Annotated in this window: 19 protein-coding genes and 1 other RNA gene; 4 read left to right on the top strand and 16 right to left on the bottom strand. The window is 44.2% G+C overall.

Annotated elements, in window-relative coordinates:
• Nucleotides 1-142: 142 nt before the first annotated feature.
• Nucleotides 143-853: a GntR family transcriptional regulator gene (locus V1501_RS18220; RefSeq protein ID WP_409290293.1), complete on the bottom strand. Its 711-nt coding sequence runs from the start codon at nt 851-853 to the stop codon at nt 143-145.
• Between the two features lie 170 nt (nt 854-1023).
• Here V1501_RS18220 and bglA point away from each other — a divergent pair, with 170 nt between their 5' ends.
• A complete protein-coding gene (gene bglA / locus V1501_RS18225) occupies nt 1024-2463 on the top strand; it encodes a 6-phospho-beta-glucosidase BglA (protein WP_409290294.1) in 1440 nt (479 codons plus the stop codon).
• 109 nt (nt 2464-2572) lie between these two features.
• Nucleotides 2573-3010, top strand: coding sequence for a cell wall hydrolase (locus V1501_RS18230; protein ID WP_409290295.1), 438 nt, complete (start codon nt 2573-2575; stop codon nt 3008-3010).
• Between the two features lie 277 nt (nt 3011-3287).
• On the opposite strand, the gene V1501_RS18235 is transcribed toward V1501_RS18230, so the two are convergent.
• From V1501_RS18235 to V1501_RS18250, 4 genes are all read right to left on the bottom strand, one after another.
• Nucleotides 3288-3566: a hypothetical protein gene (locus V1501_RS18235; protein WP_409290296.1), complete on the bottom strand. Its 279-nt coding sequence runs from the start codon at nt 3564-3566 to the stop codon at nt 3288-3290.
• A gap of 190 nt (nt 3567-3756) precedes the next feature.
• On the bottom strand, nt 3757-4179 hold the full coding sequence (locus V1501_RS18240) for a flavoprotein (protein ID WP_409290297.1): 423 nt from the start codon (nt 4177-4179) through the stop codon (nt 3757-3759).
• Nucleotides 4180-4272: 93 nt separating this feature from the next.
• Nucleotides 4273-5073: an SH3 domain-containing protein gene (locus V1501_RS18245; RefSeq protein WP_409290298.1), complete on the bottom strand. Its 801-nt coding sequence runs from the start codon at nt 5071-5073 to the stop codon at nt 4273-4275.
• Nucleotides 5074-5222: 149 nt separating this feature from the next.
• Nucleotides 5223-5660, bottom strand: coding sequence for a GNAT family N-acetyltransferase (locus tag V1501_RS18250; RefSeq protein WP_409290299.1), 438 nt, complete (start codon nt 5658-5660; stop codon nt 5223-5225).
• A 164-nt stretch (nt 5661-5824) separates the two neighbouring features.
• Between V1501_RS18250 and V1501_RS18255 the strand changes: the two genes are divergently transcribed.
• A complete protein-coding gene (locus V1501_RS18255; protein ID WP_409293451.1) occupies nt 5825-5983 on the top strand; it encodes an NlpC/P60 family protein in 159 nt (52 codons plus the stop codon).
• Between the two features lie 182 nt (nt 5984-6165).
• On the opposite strand, the gene V1501_RS18260 is transcribed toward V1501_RS18255, so the two are convergent.
• From V1501_RS18260 to secG, 7 genes are all read right to left on the bottom strand, one after another.
• A complete protein-coding gene (locus V1501_RS18260; RefSeq protein ID WP_409290300.1) occupies nt 6166-6558 on the bottom strand; it encodes a DoxX family protein in 393 nt (130 codons plus the stop codon).
• Between the two features lie 2283 nt (nt 6559-8841).
• Complete coding sequence (locus V1501_RS18265) at nt 8842-9342, bottom strand: hypothetical protein (protein ID WP_409290301.1); 501 nt, start codon at nt 9340-9342, stop codon at nt 8842-8844.
• A 356-nt stretch (nt 9343-9698) separates the two neighbouring features.
• Nucleotides 9699-10060, bottom strand: a transfer-messenger RNA (tmRNA) gene (ssrA, locus tag V1501_RS18270).
• 129 nt (nt 10061-10189) lie between these two features.
• Nucleotides 10190-10657: an SsrA-binding protein SmpB gene (smpB, locus tag V1501_RS18275; protein WP_409290302.1), complete on the bottom strand. Its 468-nt coding sequence runs from the start codon at nt 10655-10657 to the stop codon at nt 10190-10192.
• 117 nt (nt 10658-10774) lie between these two features.
• Nucleotides 10775-13138: a ribonuclease R gene (rnr, locus tag V1501_RS18280; protein ID WP_409290303.1), complete on the bottom strand. Its 2364-nt coding sequence runs from the start codon at nt 13136-13138 to the stop codon at nt 10775-10777.
• 27 nt (nt 13139-13165) lie between these two features.
• Nucleotides 13166-13915, bottom strand: coding sequence for an alpha/beta hydrolase (locus V1501_RS18285; protein ID WP_409290304.1), 750 nt, complete (start codon nt 13913-13915; stop codon nt 13166-13168).
• 183 nt (nt 13916-14098) lie between these two features.
• Entirely contained in the window at nt 14099-14332 is a 234-nt protein-coding gene (gene secG, locus V1501_RS18290; protein WP_409290305.1) for a preprotein translocase subunit SecG, read from the bottom strand.
• 198 nt (nt 14333-14530) lie between these two features.
• Here secG and V1501_RS18295 point away from each other — a divergent pair, with 198 nt between their 5' ends.
• Nucleotides 14531-15079, top strand: coding sequence for a hypothetical protein (locus tag V1501_RS18295; protein WP_409290306.1), 549 nt, complete (start codon nt 14531-14533; stop codon nt 15077-15079).
• A 24-nt stretch (nt 15080-15103) separates the two neighbouring features.
• Here the strand turns inward: V1501_RS18295 and V1501_RS18300 are convergent, their stop codons facing one another.
• The 4 genes from V1501_RS18300 to tpiA all read right to left on the bottom strand — a co-directional run bounded on the left by V1501_RS18300 (nt 15104) and on the right by tpiA (nt 20149).
• Nucleotides 15104-16405: a protoglobin domain-containing protein gene (locus tag V1501_RS18300; RefSeq protein ID WP_409290307.1), complete on the bottom strand. Its 1302-nt coding sequence runs from the start codon at nt 16403-16405 to the stop codon at nt 15104-15106.
• Between the two features lie 130 nt (nt 16406-16535).
• Nucleotides 16536-17831 carry a phosphopyruvate hydratase gene (eno, locus tag V1501_RS18305; protein ID WP_409290308.1) on the bottom strand — a complete coding sequence of 432 codons (1296 nt, stop codon included), beginning with the start codon at nt 17829-17831 and terminating at the stop codon, nt 16536-16538.
• A 28-nt stretch (nt 17832-17859) separates the two neighbouring features.
• Entirely contained in the window at nt 17860-19395 is a 1536-nt protein-coding gene (gpmI, locus tag V1501_RS18310) for a 2,3-bisphosphoglycerate-independent phosphoglycerate mutase (protein WP_409290309.1), read from the bottom strand.
• Entirely contained in the window at nt 19388-20149 is a 762-nt protein-coding gene (gene tpiA / locus V1501_RS18315; protein WP_409290310.1) for a triose-phosphate isomerase, read from the bottom strand. The genes gpmI and tpiA overlap by 8 nt, the downstream gene beginning before the upstream one ends.

The raw sequence follows: 20149 nt of genomic DNA on the forward strand, positions 1-20149 counted from the left end.
ATGCTATAACCGGAAACTGCAGCGGCACAGTGACAGCTGGGGACAATTCAGCGTCAATGGCGGGCTCAGTCTCCATTTTCGTACAGCAATAATGCAGGAAAGAAAAGGGTGCCTGCCCGGCCCCTGTTCTTTTTTGTTTTCGTTAAAAGAAATGGCTGTCCGCCTGGACGAAGAACCTGGAATGTTCATAATTGTAGGTGATCCTGGAAAAGTTGAAGGGCTGTCCATTGGTCAGGTGGAAGACGCTTTCCACCAGGAGCTTCGGGTCTCCCTCTTGAAGACTTAAGTGTTCTGCCTCTTCACCGCTGAGCTTACCGGCCTGAAGGTATACATCAGAGAAGCCCACCTTTAACCCCAGTCCCCCGGTTACATAACGAAAGATTGATTCAGTCACAATTTCTTTGTTCAGATAAGTGACAATGGATTTTTTGTAAAACGATTCTTCCAGGCATAGAGTCTCACCGTTGATATACTGAATCCGCCTCACATAATAAATATCCTCATCCAGCCCCATATTCAAATTCTGGGCTGCTGTTTCGGAAGGTTTTTGAACCTCTAATTCAAGAACCTTTGAAGTCACATTGAATTCTTCAAGATCCTTTTTGAACCCCTGATTTGAAAGGAGGCTGACATAGCCTTTCCTCTTATGCCTCCTCACAAAAATGCCGCTTCCTCTCACTTGGAATACGACCCCTCTTTTCTCCAGCAGCTCCAGCGATTTAGTGATGGTGCTCTTGCTGACTTCGAACCTGGCCATCAAGGACTCCAATACAGGCAGCTTGTCTCCCTGCTGGAGGGAATGCTCCTCTATAAAAGCTTCTATTTCTGCAGCAATCTGCTGGTATTTCAACATAAGTATCCCTCTTTTAATCATATGTGCAATAAAAGTAGTATATCATAGTCAACCTCTTTATTTAATCTTACACAAACAACCAAATTGTATATGACTTGAAATATTATACCGGTACAATTATGATAAATATATCATATCATTCACGCTTTAAGTATTGGGAGGGAAGAAGGATGACAAACATGCCAAAGGAATTCCTATGGGGCGGCGCCCTCGCCGCTCATCAGTTTGAAGGCGGATGGAAGGAAGGCGGCAAAGGGCCGAGTGTTGTGGATGTAATGACAGCCGGCGCTCACGGGGTTCCAAGAAAAATCACCACTAACATTCAGGAAGATGAGTTTTATCCTAACCATGAAGCAATCGATTTTTACCATAGATATAAAGAAGATATCGCCATGTTTGCTGAGCTCGGCTTAAAATGCCTGCGGACATCGATTGCCTGGAGCAGAATTTTTCCAAAGGGGGATGAAGCCGAGCCGAATGAAGATGGATTATTATTCTATGACCGGGTGTTTGATGAGTTACTGAAGTATGGGATCGAACCTGTGATTACCCTGTCCCACTTTGAAATGCCCCTGCATCTGGCACGCGAATACGGCGGATTCAGAAACAGAAAGACGGTCGATTTCTTTGCCCGTTTTGCCGAAGCCTGCTTCACCCGTTATAAAGATAAAGTGAAGTATTGGATGACTTTTAATGAAATCAATAACCAAATGGACGTATCCAACCCGCTGTTCCTCTGGACAAATTCGGGCGTAACCGTGAATGCCGGTGAAGATGCCAAAGAAGTTATGTACCAGGCGGCACATCATGAATTGGTTGCGAGTGCCCTCGCTGTTGCCAGGGGAAAAGAAATAAACCCTGATTTCCAGATTGGGGCAATGGTTTCCCATGTACCGATTTATCCCTTCTCCTGCAATCCTGAGGATATCATGCTGGCTGAAGAAGAAATGAGACAGCGCTTTTTCTTCCCGGATGTCCAGGTACGCGGCTATTATCCAAGCTATGCCCTGAAGGAGTTCGAACGAAAAGGCTATAAAATAGCGATGGCTGAGGGTGATGATGAAATCCTGAAAAAAGGATCAGTCGACTATCTGGGATTCAGCTATTATATGTCCACAACCGTCAAAAGCGGCTCCGCACAAGATAATGCAGGTTCCATCCTGAATGGCGGCCTTTCAAATAGCGTTGAAAACCCATATCTCAAAGCGAGCGATTGGGGCTGGACGATCGATCCTACCGGTTTAAGATTTACCCTGAACCGGCTATATGACCGGTATCAGCTGCCGCTCTTCATCGTCGAAAATGGATTCGGCGCCATTGATAGACTGGAAGAAGACGGCTCCATTCATGACCCGGAGAGGATTCAGTACTTAAAATCCCATATTGAAGCACTGGAGAAAGCAGTCACTTACGACGGCGTCGACCTAATTGGCTATACGCCATGGGGAATCATCGATATCGTCTCCTTTACAACCGGTGAAATGAAAAAACGTTATGGAATGATTTACGTTGACCGTGATAATGAGGGAAATGGCTCAATGAATCGGTATAAGAAGGATTCATTTAAATGGTATCAGCATGTTATTGAAACAAATGGCACGGAATTATAATCTCAAAAACAAAGGACTGCAGTCATGCCGTCCTTTTTGCTGCTAAACGATTATGGATGGATAGACACGAACCCAGACGTTCTTACATACTTTATTCTGGGGTGATAATATGGCAAGAGCAGCTTACCGAAGCTCGGACGTTGCCTTGATGGCAAGAATGATGCGGGCAGAAGCCGAAGGTGAAGGCAGACAGGGAATGCTATATGTAGGAACGGTCATCGTGAACCGCCTTAGAGCGAATTGTATTGATTTCAGAGGGTTAAGAACTATTCCTCAGGTCATTTTTCAGGTGCAGGGAGGAAATTATTCCTTTGAAGCTGTGCAGAAAGGGAATGTGTTTTACCAAAGGGCACGATCTATTGAAAAAAGACTGGCAAGACAAAACCTGGAATACTGGAGGGAACAGCCGGCAAAATATGCCCTATGGTATTTCAATCCATATGCCCCCTGCCCTCCCACCTGGTATGATCAGCCCTTTGCCGGTCAATACAAAAATCATTGTTATTACGAGCCACAGCCAGGAACATGCGAAAGTGTTTACAGCTAAGCTTACTCGCGGGAGTAAGCTTTTTTATTAGTTTTTGAAGGATAACCCACTGCCAGGGAGGGTGAAAATATTTGAAAAAACCGGATTAATGGATACTTTTCTGATTGATTGTTCCAGCTCTTTTTTCGTTTTTTGGTTTGTTACAAAGTCATCGTCAGAGCCAAAGCCTGTTGGTTTTTAGCCAAATAATTTTAACTATGCAGAAGCCAGCATTGTCCCGCTTCTACTTCCATTTGAGTAAGGACAAGCTGTGCTGTCCCCTCATCATTCCGGTTATTTACTCTTCAACTTTTCTTAATATCACTACTTGTGTTGGCCCCAGGTTAAAGGCTCTCTTTACACTTAACTCGTATTCCAATCCATCAATCAGCAGGGTGGAAATTTTATTGCTATATACTTTAGCAACAATGGAGATTGTTTCTACGTGCTTTCCTTCCTTTTCAAGATGCGAAACAACCGCACGATGAAACTTTTCTGGCTCCTTATACCACTCATCCAATTCAAATTGAATGATGTCTCCTCTTTTAATAAATGATTTTATGTATTGTTGATTCATTATGGGACACCTCTTCGGTTATATTCAGATTTGTAAAAGGTTTTAAGGTTTTAACTATACCGGCTGCTTTGAGTTAAAAAGGCTGACTTCCGCTGCAGGCACTCGCTTTTTAGCGGGACGGCGGTGAGCCCATACATGCTTGTTAAGATTTTTTTGAGAGCCAAATTAATTTCAGGTACATAGAATTGCTTTAATTTGAGGCAGGCTGGATTTCCTTTACATATTGAGCAGGAATTCCAGTTTCTATATAACTTCTGATAAGTTTCCATGTGTTCATATAATCCTGTTTAAAAGTTTGAAAGAACAAGCTCCCCGTTCCTATTGCCTTTCCGTCAATAACCAGGGTTACACAAAAAATGACCAGCCTTTCCCGTTCTCTTAGAGTCACCGTCGATATTTCAGCTATCTGCCAATGGCCATTATGATCAAGAACATATTTGAAGCCCTGCTCCCACCCACTTAGTGATTCTCCATAGCCAAAGTCAACGATTTCTCCATTTCTGATTTCCCTTGCCTGGTAATCTTCCGCTATAATACCTGCCAGATCAGCCAGATTGGATGATCTCCAGCTTGCCAGGTAAGTATCCAGGAAATTTCTGAATGATTTGTCCATTATCTTTCCTCCTGAAATTTGAAGACCAAACTTTTTCTGATTTACTCCCCCAAAACATCGGTAAAACCCTCCTTCAATCGGAGGGCATTCAAATCAGCGTTTCTTGATTTGTATCAATTCAGACATCGTTTTACCCTTGAACGTCCGTTTTAGTTCCCCAACATTATTTGCGTAATAGACGATTTGTGGCGGCATTCCCGTGGAATAGTCGTATGGATAATCGGTTACTTCTATTACATTCTTAAAGGTGCCAGCCGGAGTCTTGATTGTTTTCCCGATGAACGTAATCTTAGAATACCCAGGCTCTTCGTCCATTGGATTCAATATCCATGTATTCCCTAAATATAAAGGATATCCAAGTCCTGTGGAATCTTTTATGTTGTTATACCGGTCTTGAATTTGAAACAACAATCCTTCGGCTGTCTCGTGTTCATATTCATAATAAGCAGATGACTTACTGGTAATTTTCCACTGATTTAAAGTGGCTGGCTGGCTTCCCTGCTGCTTATAATCAACATCCGGCAGGCCTTTTACCGTTTTAACAAAAGCTACAGTTGAAGTTGTTCCATTTGGATTTTTAAAGACAAATGTTTTTGTTTTGTCCTTAAGAAAACTAATCTTTGAAGAAAGTTTCAGGTACGCAGTACGGACATAAACCCGCTTCCCGCTTTTCCCTTGTACTTCTGACCACCCATATTTGTTTTTTGAGTATACTGTCACGATGCTGCCTTTACTCATGGTGCCAACTTTCTTTGACTTTGACCAGGCACTTTCAAAGAGCGTCACATTGGCAGTCAGCGTTCCCGAATATAGTGCTGCTCCCTTTGCTGGACTAAAAGAGAAGACCGTGAAGAATAAGACAAAGGATAATAAGCATACAGATAATTTTTTCAATCCATTCCCCCCTGGTTACTTAGTTAAACTCAGTATAACAGTAAATTCCAATTCTGTATTATAAAAACCATTTTCGGCACTAGGGCTAACTGTGAATTTCGCATTGTATAGAAAAAGCCGCCCATAATGGCAGCTGGTATCTGGTGCATTTATTTATATCCGTCATTCCACTCTTCTCTTAAAAGTCCCATGATGATGGTATCATAGTACGTCCCATCGATATACGCATTTTTCCTCAATCTTCCTTCAATCTTAAAGCCGCATTTTTCGTATGAACGGACCGCTCTCGTGTTTCCGCTCCATGTATCGAGCTGAATACGCTTTAAGTTGAGAGTCAGGAATATAAAGCGGATAAGGGTGTGCATGGCATCTGTTCCATAGCCTCTACCCCAGTAATTTTTTTCTCCAATCCCAATGCCGACCGTACAGCTTCTTGAAATCATGTCCACCGCTCTATACCCGATTCCTCCGATATGTTTCGGGCTTTCTTCTATCGTATAAATTGAGAACTCCCCGGCTTCACGTTTATCTAATTTCAGAACGGATTTTTCAAAAACTTTGTTTTTGAAATTTTTTTCGATCAACATTCGGATAAATGGGATATAGATTTTTATTCTACCATTAACCCATTTGGTGCCTTAATACAATACAGCCGACATGAGAATAAAGGTACTTAACAGAAAGAACATAAAAGTCAGTACAATATTATAGAGAGATATAGCAAGTTTCAACCTTGGCACCTGGAGATTTAATGTTTTACGCTCCAAATAAGGCGTCAAGACCAACTCATGTTTCTATCTATATGGGAAGCGGAAAGATGATTCAATCCGCATCATCATATGGTGTATCCGTTGCAGGTACTAGTAACACTTACTGGAAGCCGCGTTTTATCGGAGCTAAAAGAATATAACCTGAACCTTATATAAAACAAGTCGAGTATAAAAATAAACAAAAGACGCTAACCTATGGCCAGCGTCTTTTTACATTTTCAATAAAGGAAGCTTTACACTTCTATACAAAAATCGGAATATTTTTGTTGGCTACTATATCTCTCCTTATCACATACATTTTTAAATGCCTCCTTTTTTAGAACTAAAATTGATTTATCGAATAAGCACCGGGTCCAATTAATGCAATCCCGATAGAAACTACAATTAAGAACAGATTGTATTCAAATCCTCCGGAGGTTACAGAGAAACCTTTTGGTCCATGTACTTTTACAATAGACCCTATCATAACAACAATAATTAAAGTTGCAGCTAATGGTAAAAATAACCCTATGACAAATAAAATTCCTGATAATAACTCCGCAACACCACTAAAAGCAGCAATAATTTTACCTGGTTTTATACCGATGGACTCAAACCACCCACCTGTTCCCGCGATACCATGACCTCCGAACCAACCAAACAATTTTTGAGAGCCATAATAAATAAATACAAAACCCACCATCAATCGGATAAGAAGTAAACCTAAATCTTCCACTTAAACAACTCCATTCAAAATACGTAAGGTTGACACATGTTAATTATTAAACTTATCCGGAAACTGCTTCACTATTCCCATAGAAATAGTATCTGCCATTAAGATTATATGTGCGAACCTTCGGCAATTGAGATAATTCTTTCGTTCCAATCTTTTGATAAGCTAGGAAATAAATCATTTGATACTAATTTGGGAGGCATATACAGCAATTTCATTTTTCAAATGGGGGATGGCAATCCAAAGGAAAGATCTATTGGATCAGCATTTCCTATACCATTCTTTATTTAGCTGATTCACCGAGGAATTATTTCGCCTTTAGCCGCCACTACGACTCCCACCATGACAATATGCTCTTTAAGCAAACCGGGTAGTTGGTTTCCAGCTTTCTCCCCGTATACTGGGCTATATAGCATGTCCTCCTGATTTGTTAGAAGCCTAGCCAGTACCTGTTTTTGATACGCTGCTCCTCCGGTTGTTCCACTTGTTATTTAATTACTTGTCCACAAAACATGATCATTCCAAAGTTTCCTAAAATTATTTTTAAGTAACTTTCCATTAACCTACTCCTTCCAATTAAAGTCCTTTTTATTATTGATACATGGGATTATTTTATTCCTAAACATTGGTTCTACTAACCATAGGATTAAAGTATTCACTAAAAACTTTAAGTCCAACTAAAACTGCTCATAGTACACAAGAAAACCGCTGTCAAAGCAGCCGTTATTCTTTAACTCATGCATCCGTGTGGGCTATCTATAATGGGTTTCAAAGCCAACCATATTAAAAATGAGAAATAGGACAACCACTATAAAACCGAGAAATAACTTCTCCTAAAAAACCGAAATAGCTATTTAATGCTTTCTATATTTTTTTAAAAACTAGCTGCCTGTACACTCGAGTGATATCAAGCTCGGCTATTTGGGGATACATCGAAATAAATACTTATAATCTTTGGTATAGTCCTGGGAGCGGGCAAGTATTCACCTGATCAGTATAAATTTCTTCCCTAATTTTTTCTTCCTTAATTAAACATTATAGAGCTGTACAATTTTCCCTTTTGTTTAGCTAAAACAAAAAACGGGCTGCTCAAAGCAGCCCGTAACTAATCTTACTCAAATAGAAATTAATATAAAGATAAATCTTAAAAATCATCCTTATTAACTGTTGATAATAAAATAAGGTTAAAAAGTATATTTGTCTCACTCATTTTTTTCTTGTTATGATATTTCTATTGCATGCGTCGATAATAACTCAGCAATCCAAAGCATATTTTTGCCAACAGTCTGTATACCATATCGTTGCGAAAATGGCAAAATATAGGTTTAACTCACATGATAATAAAAAAACCAACCTACAATATATATGGTGGAGACGGTGGGAGTCGAACCCCCTTCTGTACAAAGTGCTGTAAAAGCAGTGTTTATAAGATTTTATAGCAACTAGTAAAATTGATTGGCTACGTTTTTGACTACGTTTAATAAAAAACACGTTATGGGGGCAAGTTATAATTTTTCGGTCGTCGGATTATTTATATGGAATAGTTTTTGTTTAACACTATGAATATCATTTTTAGAATTCTCACTTGTACTTGTTACGCTTGGGGGTGATTAAAATGAAACTCCAAAAGGCATTTCGTCAAAAAAAATTACTATATAGCTTTTTTCATCAGATTAAACTTAATAAGCAGGACGAAGGATAAGTCCATATTTCTTCCTGTCATTGGGTATTTTATCTTTCTCTTCTGGTTTCGACAAAAGGATAGTTATTGTCCTTCTTTTCATTTGATATCGTTTCCCAATTGGCAGGAGTGAGGGTGTTGGAGGATGCTTTGTTAACCAATTCGGTGAATTGGTTCATTTTCTCAGTTAATTCAATTTTAAAAAGCGTGTGTGAAATCAAGTATTGGTTGGGGAGTTCTATATTGGAGTTCTATATTGTAGTGGCAAATCAGAAGTCATCTTCCAGGCAATGGATACATCCTTCACCCTTCTCGAAGACAGGTTATTCAATCACGAAGTAGTTCCAGCTACTCCGGAAGCTCCAACCCTAAAGGTTCGAGTGATTAACCCTGACGCATGATATGCCAACCAAGTTGTACAGGCTGAAAGATCCCTGACAGCTGCGGTTGTTCAAGAAGGCAATGTGAAGATGATGTATTTCCTTAGAAAGGATGTCAATCTGACTGATGCAATGGAAGCGCCTCGTGAACAGGCTGCCTACATCTGCTATGCACGTGAACAAACAGCTGTAGGGATTTGTTTCCATGTATCCTATTTCATTTTATTATTTCTTGCCTTTTTTTGACTTCGATTTAGCTTGTTGCTTTGCTAAATTTGCTTTCTTTTTTGCTTCTTCGGCTTTTTTCTTAGCTTCTGCTTTCTTCTGGTCAATTAATTTCAGAGCTTGAACCGTTTGTCCCACATTTCCTTTGTTTTGGACGAATACAGGCAATACTTCATCAAAGGATTTTTTTGTAGCCTTTGTAATCGACTGAACTGACAAAATTTGTTTGTAAGAAAGACCTGCATCTACCGCTTTTTGAATGGATTCTTTGCTTGCTACTTTCTTTTTAACAAGGTCTGCCATTGTTTTTTCTTTTTGAGCTTTTGGCAGCTTTGCTACTGGTACATCTGCTACTGGTGCAGTTGGCGTAGCAGGTGCTGTTACTACTGGTGCAGTTGGAGTTGTTTCCTCTGCTGGTGTTGTAACCTCATCAGCGAATACGGCTGATGTTGGTACGATTAGGCTTACTGCCATTAATGAACTGATTACTGTTTTTTTCATAATACGTCCTCTTCCTTTCTAATGTTGTCTTACATCATTTTTATCGACCATTCATTTTATTTCTTCATACATAAATGGGAGTATTTCTTCCTTATCCATCCAAAAGGAAAGGTTACACATATCCGTGTATTTTAGGATTACACTGTTTTGACTTTATTGTCCAGTACACAACTTTTTTGTGCTTCCGCAGTTTTAAATTATCCAAAGTAATCTCTATTCAATTGTAACCGATTTAAACAAGTTTCTTGGCTTATAAACAGATTTCCATTAAAGTAAAAAAATAAAGCATAAGCCTTCCACTTTGGAAATCTTATGCTTTAAGTCACAAAAACAAAAAAACCACCCTACAATATGTATGGTGGAGACGGTGGGAGTCGAACCCACGTCCAGAAATATCGACACTTAAGCGTCTACGAGTGTAGCCGATATATTCGCAATTCGCTGTGCCATATGCCTATCGACGGGCGTCCGGACAGCTAGTCTGGTTGTTCTCTTCCTTCTTCCTCAGACGGTGGAATCCGGCGTAGCCTGCTAAAAGTGAGTCCGCTACCCTACCACACAGGCAATGGAGGGGCGAACCGCATTAGACTGTTATTAAGCAGCTAGTGCGAAAGAGTTTTGTTGTTTGCCAGTTATAGGCTTTGACGTTTTAACGAGGCCGATCCCCTCGACTCGCAGCCTAAGCTCAAACTATCCCTGTCGAATCCGTAGCGTCCCCGAAATAATAAGAAACGTACGAGAGAATAATCAGCTTACTGCTTATTCAATTGTAGTACTGCTATGAATACATTATAGCATAATTCAGCCGAAGATGCCACATGGGAGTTCTGTCCAGAGGCTCCCGGGGCTACTCTTTCTGGCGATCGCGGAAAGCCCGCTCGATTTCACGCTTGGCCTCTTTTTTCTTAAGAGTCTCGCGCTTGTCATAATTCTTTTTACCACGTCCGAGCCCGATCAAAACCTTAGCATATCCATTTTTCAAGTATACCTTAAGCGGCACGAGGGTATAGCCCTGCTCTTTCGTATCGCCGATCAGCTTGTTGATCTCACGTTTATGGAGAAGCAGCTTCCGTGGCCTCTCCGGATCATGGTTATACCGGTTTCCCTGCTCGTAGGGGCTGATGTGCATGCTGTACAGATACATTTCACCATTCTGGATACGGGCATAAGAATCCTTCAGGTTGACCCTGCCGGCACGGATGGCTTTGATTTCAGTACCCTGCAGCACGATTCCTGATTCATATGTTTCTTCTATAAAATAATCATGATGCGCTTTTTTGTTGTTTGTAATCAGCTTTCCTGAGCCCTTTGGCATGAGTTCTTCTCTCCCTTAAAAACCTTTCTCTGTCTATCCGATAATTGTATCAAATTTCACGGTCTCCTTCAATGGAGGAAGATGGACCAGGCGATAGCTGCACCTGGTCCATCCTTTTTATTTCTTTTTCTTTTTCCTTTTTGCGGCCGGCGCGTTTTCAAAGAATTTCTTCTTCTTCCGGCGCGGCTTCTTGTCGGCTCCGGCTGCGGAACCAGTGCTTCCGTCCCCGCTTCCGTTTCTTCTGCCGCGGCCTTTTTCCCCGCCTGGGCCGCCTTTATCATCACGGCGGCGTCCGCCTGTCTTGAATACTTTTCTCTCGCCCGTTTCGCTTTGGCGGTTATTCTTCATGCCGACAATTTCAAAGTCGATGGCTCTTTCATCCTTATTGACGTTCGAAACCCGGATGGTGATTTCATCGCCAATGCGGAATACCTTGGCTGTACGCTCGCCGATCATAGCCAGCTGGCGTTCGTCAAAGCGGTAATAATCATCCGTCATCGCACTGACATGTACAAGCCCCTCAATGGTATTGGAAAGCTCGATGAACATGCCAAAGCTGGTTACAGAGCTGATGATGCCGTCAAATTCTTCCCCGATTTTATCGAGCATGTATTCAGCCTTCTTCAGGTCGTCTGTTTCACGCTCTGCATCCACAGCACGGCGTTCCCGTTCAGATGTGTGCTTGGCGATATCAGGAAGCAGTGCGCCCCATTTCGCGCGGGTTTCCGGATCCACTTTTCCTTCAATCAGATATGTCCTGATCAGACGGTGGACGATCAAATCTGGATAACGGCGAATCGGTGATGTGAAGTGAGTATAAAACTCAGTGGACAGCCCGAAATGCCCCAGGCTTTCTGGGTCATACTTCGCCTGCTGCATGGAACGCAGCATCACTGTTGAGATAACCATTTCCTCCGGCTTTCCTTCTACTGCCTCAACAATTTCCTGGAGGGCGCGCGGATGAATGGAATTGGCGCTTCCTTTTACGATGTAGCCGAAATTCGTTATGAATTCAAAGAACCTGCGAAGCTTATCTTCTTTCGGGTCTTCGTGGATCCTGTAAATGAACGGGACGTCCATCCAGTGAAAATGCTCGGCAACTGTTTCATTGGCCGCAAGCATGAATTCCTCAATCAGCTTTTCCGCCACCGAGCGCTCGCGGAGGACAACTTCTGTCGGCTGTCCTTCTTCATCCACCAGCACCTTCGCTTCTTTGAAGTCAAAGTCGATGGCACCGCGCTTCATGCGTTTTTCCCTCAGAATCTGCGCAAGCGTCTCCATGTCCTCGAACATCGGGACAAGAGGCTCATACCGGGTGCGAAGCTCTTCATCCTTGTCTACAAGAATCCGGTTCACATCATGGTAGGTCATTCGCTCTGTTGTCTTGATGACGCTCTGGAAGATCTCGTGGCTGACTACCTGGCCTTCCGCATCTATTTCCATTTCACATGAAAGGGTAAAACGGTTCACCTTGGGATTCAGCGAGCAGATTCCATTTGACAGCCTGTGCGGAATCATCGGAATAACCCGGTCCACGAGATATACGCTTGTACCTCTGTCTGCTGCCTCTACATCAATCGGGGAGCCTTCCTGCACATAATGGCTTACATCTGCGATATGGACGCCGAGCTTATAATTGCCGTTCTCAAGCCTTGTGACTGTTACAGCATCATCCAGGTCCTTCGCGTCTGCTCCGTCAATGGTGACGATCATCTGATCTCTCAGGTCGCGGCGGTCCTTAATTTCACTTTCATCTATCGTATCAGGAACATTGTTGGCCTGATCAATGACTTCCTCCGGAAACGGCACGATAATGCCATGCTTATGGATAACAGAAAGAATATCGACTCCCGGATCATTTTTATGCCCGAGGATCTCAATCACTTCACCCTCAGCGCTCAAGCCGCCGGTCGGATAGGCAATCAGCTTTACGACAACCTTATGCCCTTCCACTGCCCCCATGGAGGAACCTTTCGGGATAAAGATGTCGTTTGCGATTTTTTTATCATCCGCGATCACAAAACCAAAATTCTTGCTCTCAGTATATGTACCCACAATATGGAGGATGCCGCGCTCGATAATTTTCTCGATGGTTCCTTCGCGCCGTGCACCAGATTTCTCTTCGGATACACGTGCAAGGACTATATCGCCATGCATGGCGTTCTTCGTTTCGCTTGGAGGGATAAATATATCATCCATACCAGGCTCATCAGGTATGACAAATGCGAACCCCTTGGCATGGCCGGTCAGTTTTCCCCGTATCAGGTTCATCTTTTCCGGCAGCCCGTATCTGTTATTCCGTGTTCGTACAACAAGTCCTCTTTCTTCCATGTGAACCAGTGCCTTGACAAATTCCTTGAATTCAGAGGAATCGTGAATGCCGAATGCCTCTTCCAACTCCTGGACTGTCAATGGTTTATAGCTGCTTTCCTTCATGTATTCAAGCAGGCGGTCTACATGCTGCTGGATATTATCTTCCACCAAAATTCCCTCCTTAAGCCGGTAACATTAATCTTTCCAATCCAAACTCTCTAAAAATGCGTAAACATCCTCATGGAGCTGTTCCTTTTCTTTATCCAGCGTAATGACGTGCCCAGAATTCTCGTACCATTTGATGTGCTTATCCACAGACTCCGCCTCATTATAGATGATATTAGCACTGTCCGTATTGATCATGTGGTCGTTGCGTCCCTGAACCACAAACAGCGGGGCATAGATGAGGTCGATCTGTTTCCGGACATCGGCGATCAGCTCCTGAAGGGCTGCCAGCGTATTCATCGGGGTCTGGCTGAATTCCCTCATTTCCTTCTCAATCTCTGCCTCTGATTTTCCTTCTCTCTGCTTAAATTCCCGCGCATATTCCAGCACCCCGTGATACATCACTTCCTCGCTTTTGATGTACATGGGTGCACACATTGGTACGATACCCTTTATAGGAACAGTGTAACCTAATTTCAAGGAAAATACGCCGCCAAGCGATAAACCGACTGCTGCTATTTCTTCATATCCCTTTCCCTTCAAATAATTATAGGCTTCCATGACATCCTGCCACCAGTCTTCTGGACCTGTGTGGACAAGTTCCTCCGGCGGGACTCCGTGTCCTTTATAATGAGGGGCATGGCATGTATAGCCGCGCTTTTCAAGATACCTTCCAAGCATGCGCACATCACTTGAATTGCCGGTGAAGCCATGCAGCATGAGCACGGCACGCTTTCCCCCCCCTTCAAAAGTGAATGGCTGCGGAAGCTTAATTTTCATGATAAAAGACTCCTTTTTTGCTTTCTATATTGATAATGTTCCACATTGTGGCGTTCATCATAAGAAATTTTTTAATGATCTTTTTTTTATTATAAGGGATTCTGCCTGCCCGGGCTGTAATTCAGGCTTGCAATCTTTCCATTATAAGCAAAAAACCCGGCTTTAGCCGGGTTTTGGAATAGATTAAAGCTTTACATATGAGACCAGGACTGCAAGGACAAAAAACAGAACAGCCAGCACAATCGTAACGCGCTGAAGGATCAGATCCATCCCTCTTGCCTTCTGCTTGCCGAAAAGCTGTTCAGCACCGCCGGAAATGGCTCCTGACAGGCCTGCGCTCTTACCGGATTGCAGCAATACGACTATAATAAGTGCAATACAATCAATGACTAATAGAGTAACTAATAATGTGTGCACAAATTCCCCTCCTGAATACAACTGCAGTATTTTAAATGTACCATAAAATTTCCGGTACTACAACGCTTTCCTCACCTATAGGCTCTCCGCCCTTTCCACTATTTTTATGGAAATATGTTTTAGAACGGCAATTGGGGATAATTTTTATATAACAGCCTTAAAACCGGGAATCCGGACTATGAATAGGGAGGCACCGCCATGTACCTGCAGGGCATACGAATCCTCGACCTGATCAATATAGCATTCAGTTTATTTACCGCCATCATTCTTTTCACTATTCAGTCGATATGGCTTGACGGCATCATGCTGATAGCGGCTGCGATCCTGCTCTGGCAGACGAAGTACAGCCACCGAAAGCCTTTATTGTTTGCAGCGGCCTTTATCAGCACCTGGTACTTCGCCAGCCTGCTCACCCGGCCCCTCCTGGTTGATACGATCCATATCAGCCAGTTTGACATGCACCCGTTATGGATCCCGGTTATCGCAGCCGGGGCAGGTCTTGCGGCATCCCAGTTCCGGATTGGGACAAGCACTCTGACTCTGCTCTGGCTAGCCCTTTATCTATTGGCCGCAGTCGAGACGCTCGTCCATAATAAGGAATATCTGCTTGCACGCTACTGGACTCCTTCCATGCTGGCTGACACGATCAATCAATATATCCCTGTACTGATCGCCGCCCTGTGCATCGGAATCTTTCTGGAAAAATTCCAGAAGGCGCTGATCATTGACTATATGAGTAATAAATAGAGGGGCACACCATGCCCCTGATTATTATCCGAGCTCCTGGGTCACCATAGTCAGGCTGTCAGCCGAGAATGCTACTTCCTCAAAAGCCTTCCCAAGCTCCGTTACGATGTCAACAAATGCCGACACTTCCGTTTCCATCCTGTCATTTTGATGCTTGGTTTCCTTCATTGCCGCCATGATCTGCTCAAACTGTTCTCCCGTTTCCTTCATATTTTCATCTCCGATTGTGACGGCGTTATTGATTTGCTGAAGCGAGCCTGTCAGCTTTTGGACCTGGGTGTTCGTATTCAAAATCAGGGAAGAAACATTGGAAACGGATTTTTTCGTTTCATCAGAAAGCTTCCGGACTTCTTCTGCTACAACCGCAAAGCCCTTGCCTGACTCACCGGCCCTTGCTGCTTCTATGGCCGCATTCAGCGAGAGCAGATTCGTCTGGTCGGCGATGCCGGTTACGATATTCACAATCTCCTGCATATGCTTGGAGATATCAAGAAGAATCTCCACATCATCCAGGGTTGTCCGGACTGTTTCTTTAATGGAAGACATATTTACTTTTTGTTTATGAAGCTGCTCCCTGCCTTGCTTCGCCCGCTCCTCAGAAAGCGAAGCCATGGCCGTTCCCTCACTGGCAAGACCGGCGATTTCCCCCGACCTCGCATTCAGCTGGTGGAAGGAAGCATTGGTTTCTTCAGAGATGGCTGCGAGATTCTGCGAGGAACTGGCAACCTGATCACGGATAATCACCTTTTGCTGTTCTATTTCATTGGTGGTCCTTTGAGTCTCACTATCATATGCCTCAAGCACCAATTGCTGTTCCAAGTTCAATATTTTCGATACAGCCCGGATCGTTTCAAAGTAATCTTTTTTGGAAACCGTGTTTTCCTCCACAATGGCTGCAAGGGAGAGGAATAAATCCTGGAAGGCACACATATACCATTTCGTCTGCAGCCCGATCCTGACATGGATGTGGGCGATTTTTGTCCTTTTTTCAAAATACGCATCATCCACCACACCGTCAAACATTTCTCCGATATGCCGTTTGAGTGTCCCCTTCAATCGTTCGATGGACGAGTTATCATTAATGATGGAAAGCAGGGACGGCTGATGTTCAAGATTTTCATAAAAGCGGTCCACAATCCAATCAATCTTTTCTGTTACAAATGGCTGCAGAACTTTGACCCTAAGTAAATCATCCCGTGTCAGCCCGATCATCTCAATCTGCCTTTTAACATCAGAGGACTGGGGAGCAAGGACCACCCCGCCTGCAGCTTCCTCTATTAGCATGGTTTTCTCCGACTTCACTTGTTTGGTTTTCTTGAAAAACATTTTGCACCTCTTGCGGTTTTTACCTTATTTATCGGAGGCATTTTGAAAAGATTTAGCGCGGCTGGATCGTATCGCAAGCAAAAAACGGTCCAGACCTCGTCAGGTCTGGACCGTTTTATTTTGTATCTGATTAGCGCTTCAGGTTATAGAAAGACTTCAAGCCGTCATAGACCGCAAGCTCTCCAAGCTCGTCTTCGATACGAAGAAGCTGGTTGTACTTCGCAATACGGTCCGTACGTGACAGGGAACCTGTCTTGATTTGGCCGGCATTGGTAGCTACAGCGATATCAGCGATTGTAGCGTCTTCTGTTTCACCTGAGCGGTGGGAAACAACGGCAGTATAGCCTGCACGCTTAGCCATTTCAATCGCGTCAAAGGTTTCAGTCAAGGTACCGATTTGGTTAACCTTGATCAGGATGGAGTTGCCTACACCCTGCTCGATGCCTTGAGAAAGCTTCTTGGTGTTTGTTACGAACAGGTCATCACCGACAAGCTGGACTTTGCTGCCAAGACGGTCTGTAAGCAGCTTGTGGCCTTCCCAGTCATTTTCATCAAGTCCGTCTTCAATGGAGATGATCGGGAACTCGTTGACAAGTTCTTCATAGAAGTTAACCATATCTTCAGAAGACAGTCCGTTGCGGCCTTCGCCGGCAAGGTCATATTTGCCAGTTTCTTTGTTATAGAATTCAGATGAAGCAACGTCCATGCCAAGCAGGATGTCTGTGCCTGCTTCATAGCCTGCATTTTTGATAGCTTCAATAATTACTTCAAGTGCTTCACGGTTAGAGCCAAGGTTTGGAGCAAAGCCGCCTTCGTCACCTACAGCTGTGTTCAAGCCCTTGCCGCTGAGAACCTTTTTAAGAGAATGGAATACTTCAGCACCCATACGCAGTGCTTCCTTGAATGTAGGAGCTCCAACAGGAAGGATCATGAATTCCTGGAAGTCTACATTGTTGTCAGCGTGAGATCCGCCGTTGATGATGTTCATCATTGGAGTTGGAAGCTGCTTGGCATTGAAACCTCCAAGGTAACGGTACAATGGCAGGCCAACAGAATCTGCAGCAGCATGTGCGGCAGCCATAGATACACCAAGAATGGCGTTAGCTCCCAGTTTTCCTTTGTTTTCAGTACCGTCAAGTGCGATCATTGCACGGTCGATGCCGGCCTGGTCTGTTACATCCATGCCGATCAGTTCATCAGCAATGACGTCATTGACGTTAGCGACAGCCTGCTGGACACCTTTTCCAAGGTAACGGGAATTGTCGCCGTCACGAAGCTCAACAGCTTCGTATTCACCAGTTGATGCACCAGATGGGACGATTGAACGGCCAAAGAATCCAGACTCCGTCATGACTTCTACTTCTACAGTCGGGTTTCCGCGGGAATCAAGTACTTCGCGGGCGTATACATGTGTAATGAATGGCATAGTAAAAACTCTCCTTTTAATAAAAAATTTATTTTTTGATGATAGAATTACCGGACATCTCTGCTGACTTTTCAAGGCCCAGGAGCTCAAGCATTGTCGGGGCCAGATCGCCAAGGATTCCATCTTCACGCAGTGAGATGCCTTCCTTGGTTACAATGACCGGCACCGGATTTGTCGTATGGGCGGTCATCGGATTGCCTTCAAGCGTTACAACCTCATCAGCATTTCCATGGTCTGCCGTGATGATCGCAGATCCGCCTTTTGCAGTGATCAAATCGATGATCCTGCCCAGGCATTCATCCACCGTTTCGATCGCCTTGATGGTAGGCTCCAGCATTCCTGAATGGCCGACCATATCAGGATTGGCAAAGTTCAGGATGATCGCATCGAAATTATCTTCCTCGATTTCCTTAATCAGGGCATCCGTCACTTCATAGGCGCTCATCTCAGGCTTCAGGTCATATGTAGCCACCTTCGGAGAATCGATCAAAATCCGTTTCTCACCAGGGAACTCGGATTCACGGCCGCCGCTCATGAAGAAGGTGACATGCGGATATTTCTCGGTTTCGGCTATCCTTAGCTGGGTTTTTCCAGCCTGGGCGAGCACCTCCCCAAGTGTATTATCCAGGTTTATCGGCTGAAATGCCACATATCCCTTCACCGTTTCAGAAAAGTGAGTCATACACACAAAGAACAGGTCCTTCGGCGCCTTAGGTCCGCGTTCAAAAGAGCGGAAATCATCATTCGTGAACGTATTTGAAATCTGGATCGCGCGGTCAGGACGGAAATTGTAGAAGATCACCGCATCATTGTCTTCGATGACAGCAAGCGGATGTCCTTCTTCTCCTGTGATGACAGATGGCAGGACGAATTCGTCGAAAATTCCGTTTCGGTAGGAATCCTCAAGGCATTCCATCGCCGAGCTGTAAACCGGCCCATCGCCATATACCATCGCACGATAGGATTTTTCTACCCTGTCCCAGCGCTTATCGCGGTCCATAGAGTAAAAGCGGCCGGACAATGTAGCAATCTTGCCGACGCCTGTTTCCTTCAATACTTCCTCGGTCTGGCGGATGAAGTTCTCAGCTGATTTCGGCGGAACATCCCGGCCGTCAAGGAAGCCGTGGATATATACCTTCTCAAGACCATGGGCAGCTGCCATTTTAACCAGTGCAAACATATGATCAATATGGCTGTGCACGCCGCCGTCAGATAGCAGTCCGAACAGGTGCAGGCTTGTGCCGTTCTTTTTTGCATGATTGATCGCACTCATCAAGGTATCATTCTTTTCGAACTCGCCCTTGCGGATGGAAAGATTCACACGGGTCAGACTCTGATAAACAATGCGGCCTGCGCCGATATTCAAGTGGCCGACCTCGGAATTCCCCATCTGACCCTCCGGCAGGCCGACAGCCTCACCGGACGCTGTCAGGTGTGAATGGGGATACTTTTCCCAGAGACGGTCAAAGTTCGGTTTCTTCGATTGTGCCACTGCATTGCCTTTTACTTCATCCCGGCAGGCAAAGCCGTCCAGGATGATCAGTGCTACTGGAGACTTAGCCATTCTTTCCACCCTCTAAGAGCTGCAGGAAGGAATCTGCTTCAAGGCTTGCACCGCCAACGAGTGCACCGTCGATATCAGGCTGGTCCATATATTCGCGGATGTTTGCCGGCTTCACGCTTCCGCCGTACTGAATGCGGACAGCCTCGGCTGCTTCGTGCGAGAACTGCTCAGCGATAACAGACCGGATATGGGCACATACTTCATTGGCATCCTGTGCTGTAGAAGATTTGCCTGTTCCGATCGCCCAGATAGGTTCATAAGCGACCACTGTGCTTTTAACCTGATCCTCTGTAAGACCGGTCAAAGCTTTTTTCACCTGATTGCCGACAAGCTCATTCGTCTGTCCGCTCTCACGCTCTTCAAGCGTCTCACCGCAGCAGACGATTGGTGTCAGGTTATATTGGAAAGCAGCAAGTGTCTTTTTGTTCACACTATCGTCTGTTTCGTTGAACATTTCCCTGCGTTCTGAGTGGCCAAGGATTACATATTGTACCCCAAGGTCCTGAAGGGCTGCCGGGCTTGTTTCCCCTGTAAAAGCACCGCTTTCCTCGAAGTGCATATTCTGTGCTCCGACTTTAAGCTCGCTTCCCTTTGTAAGCTGCACAAGGCTGTCCAAAAACAGCGCAGGAGAGCAGACAACCGCTTCTACTGAATCAGCTGAAGGGATGAGGCCTTTGACTTCTTCCACAAAGCTCTTCGCTTCGTCACGCTTTTTGTTCATTTTCCAGTTTCCAGCAATAATAGGTTTACGCAT

The sequence above is a fragment of the Paraperibacillus esterisolvens genome (genome assembly GCF_046237625.1).
Lineage (GTDB): Bacteria > Bacillota > Bacilli > Bacillales > DSM-1321 > Paraperibacillus > Paraperibacillus esterisolvens.

Excerpts from the sequence above, each read along its gene's own strand:
- V1501_RS18255 (WP_409293451.1), top strand. The coding sequence starts at position 5,825 with ATGTTTTACGCTCCAAATAAGGCGTCAAGACCAACTCATGTTTCTATC.
- V1501_RS18240 (WP_409290297.1), bottom strand. The coding sequence starts at position 4,179 with ATGGACAAATCATTCAGAAATTTCCTGGATACTTACCTGGCAAGCTGG.
- bglA (WP_409290294.1), top strand. The coding sequence starts at position 1,024 with ATGACAAACATGCCAAAGGAATTCCTATGGGGCGGCGCCCTCGCCGCT.
- V1501_RS18230 (WP_409290295.1), top strand. The coding sequence starts at position 2,573 with ATGGCAAGAGCAGCTTACCGAAGCTCGGACGTTGCCTTGATGGCAAGA.
- V1501_RS18235 (WP_409290296.1), bottom strand. The coding sequence starts at position 3,566 with ATGAATCAACAATACATAAAATCATTTATTAAAAGAGGAGACATCATT.
- V1501_RS18295 (WP_409290306.1), top strand. The coding sequence starts at position 14,531 with ATGTACCTGCAGGGCATACGAATCCTCGACCTGATCAATATAGCATTC.
- tpiA (WP_409290310.1), bottom strand. The coding sequence starts at position 20,149 with ATGCGTAAACCTATTATTGCTGGAAACTGGAAAATGAACAAAAAGCGT.
- gpmI (WP_409290309.1), bottom strand. The coding sequence starts at position 19,395 with ATGGCTAAGTCTCCAGTAGCACTGATCATCCTGGACGGCTTTGCCTGC.
- V1501_RS18265 (WP_409290301.1), bottom strand. The coding sequence starts at position 9,342 with ATGAAAAAAACAGTAATCAGTTCATTAATGGCAGTAAGCCTAATCGTA.
- eno (WP_409290308.1), bottom strand. The coding sequence starts at position 17,831 with ATGCCATTCATTACACATGTATACGCCCGCGAAGTACTTGATTCCCGC.
- V1501_RS18250 (WP_409290299.1), bottom strand. The coding sequence starts at position 5,660 with ATGTTGATCGAAAAAAATTTCAAAAACAAAGTTTTTGAAAAATCCGTT.
- V1501_RS18300 (WP_409290307.1), bottom strand. The coding sequence starts at position 16,405 with ATGTTTTTCAAGAAAACCAAACAAGTGAAGTCGGAGAAAACCATGCTA.
- smpB (WP_409290302.1), bottom strand. The coding sequence starts at position 10,657 with ATGCCAAAGGGCTCAGGAAAGCTGATTACAAACAACAAAAAAGCGCAT.
- V1501_RS18285 (WP_409290304.1), bottom strand. The coding sequence starts at position 13,915 with ATGAAAATTAAGCTTCCGCAGCCATTCACTTTTGAAGGGGGGGGAAAG.
- V1501_RS18220 (WP_409290293.1), bottom strand. The coding sequence starts at position 853 with ATGTTGAAATACCAGCAGATTGCTGCAGAAATAGAAGCTTTTATAGAG.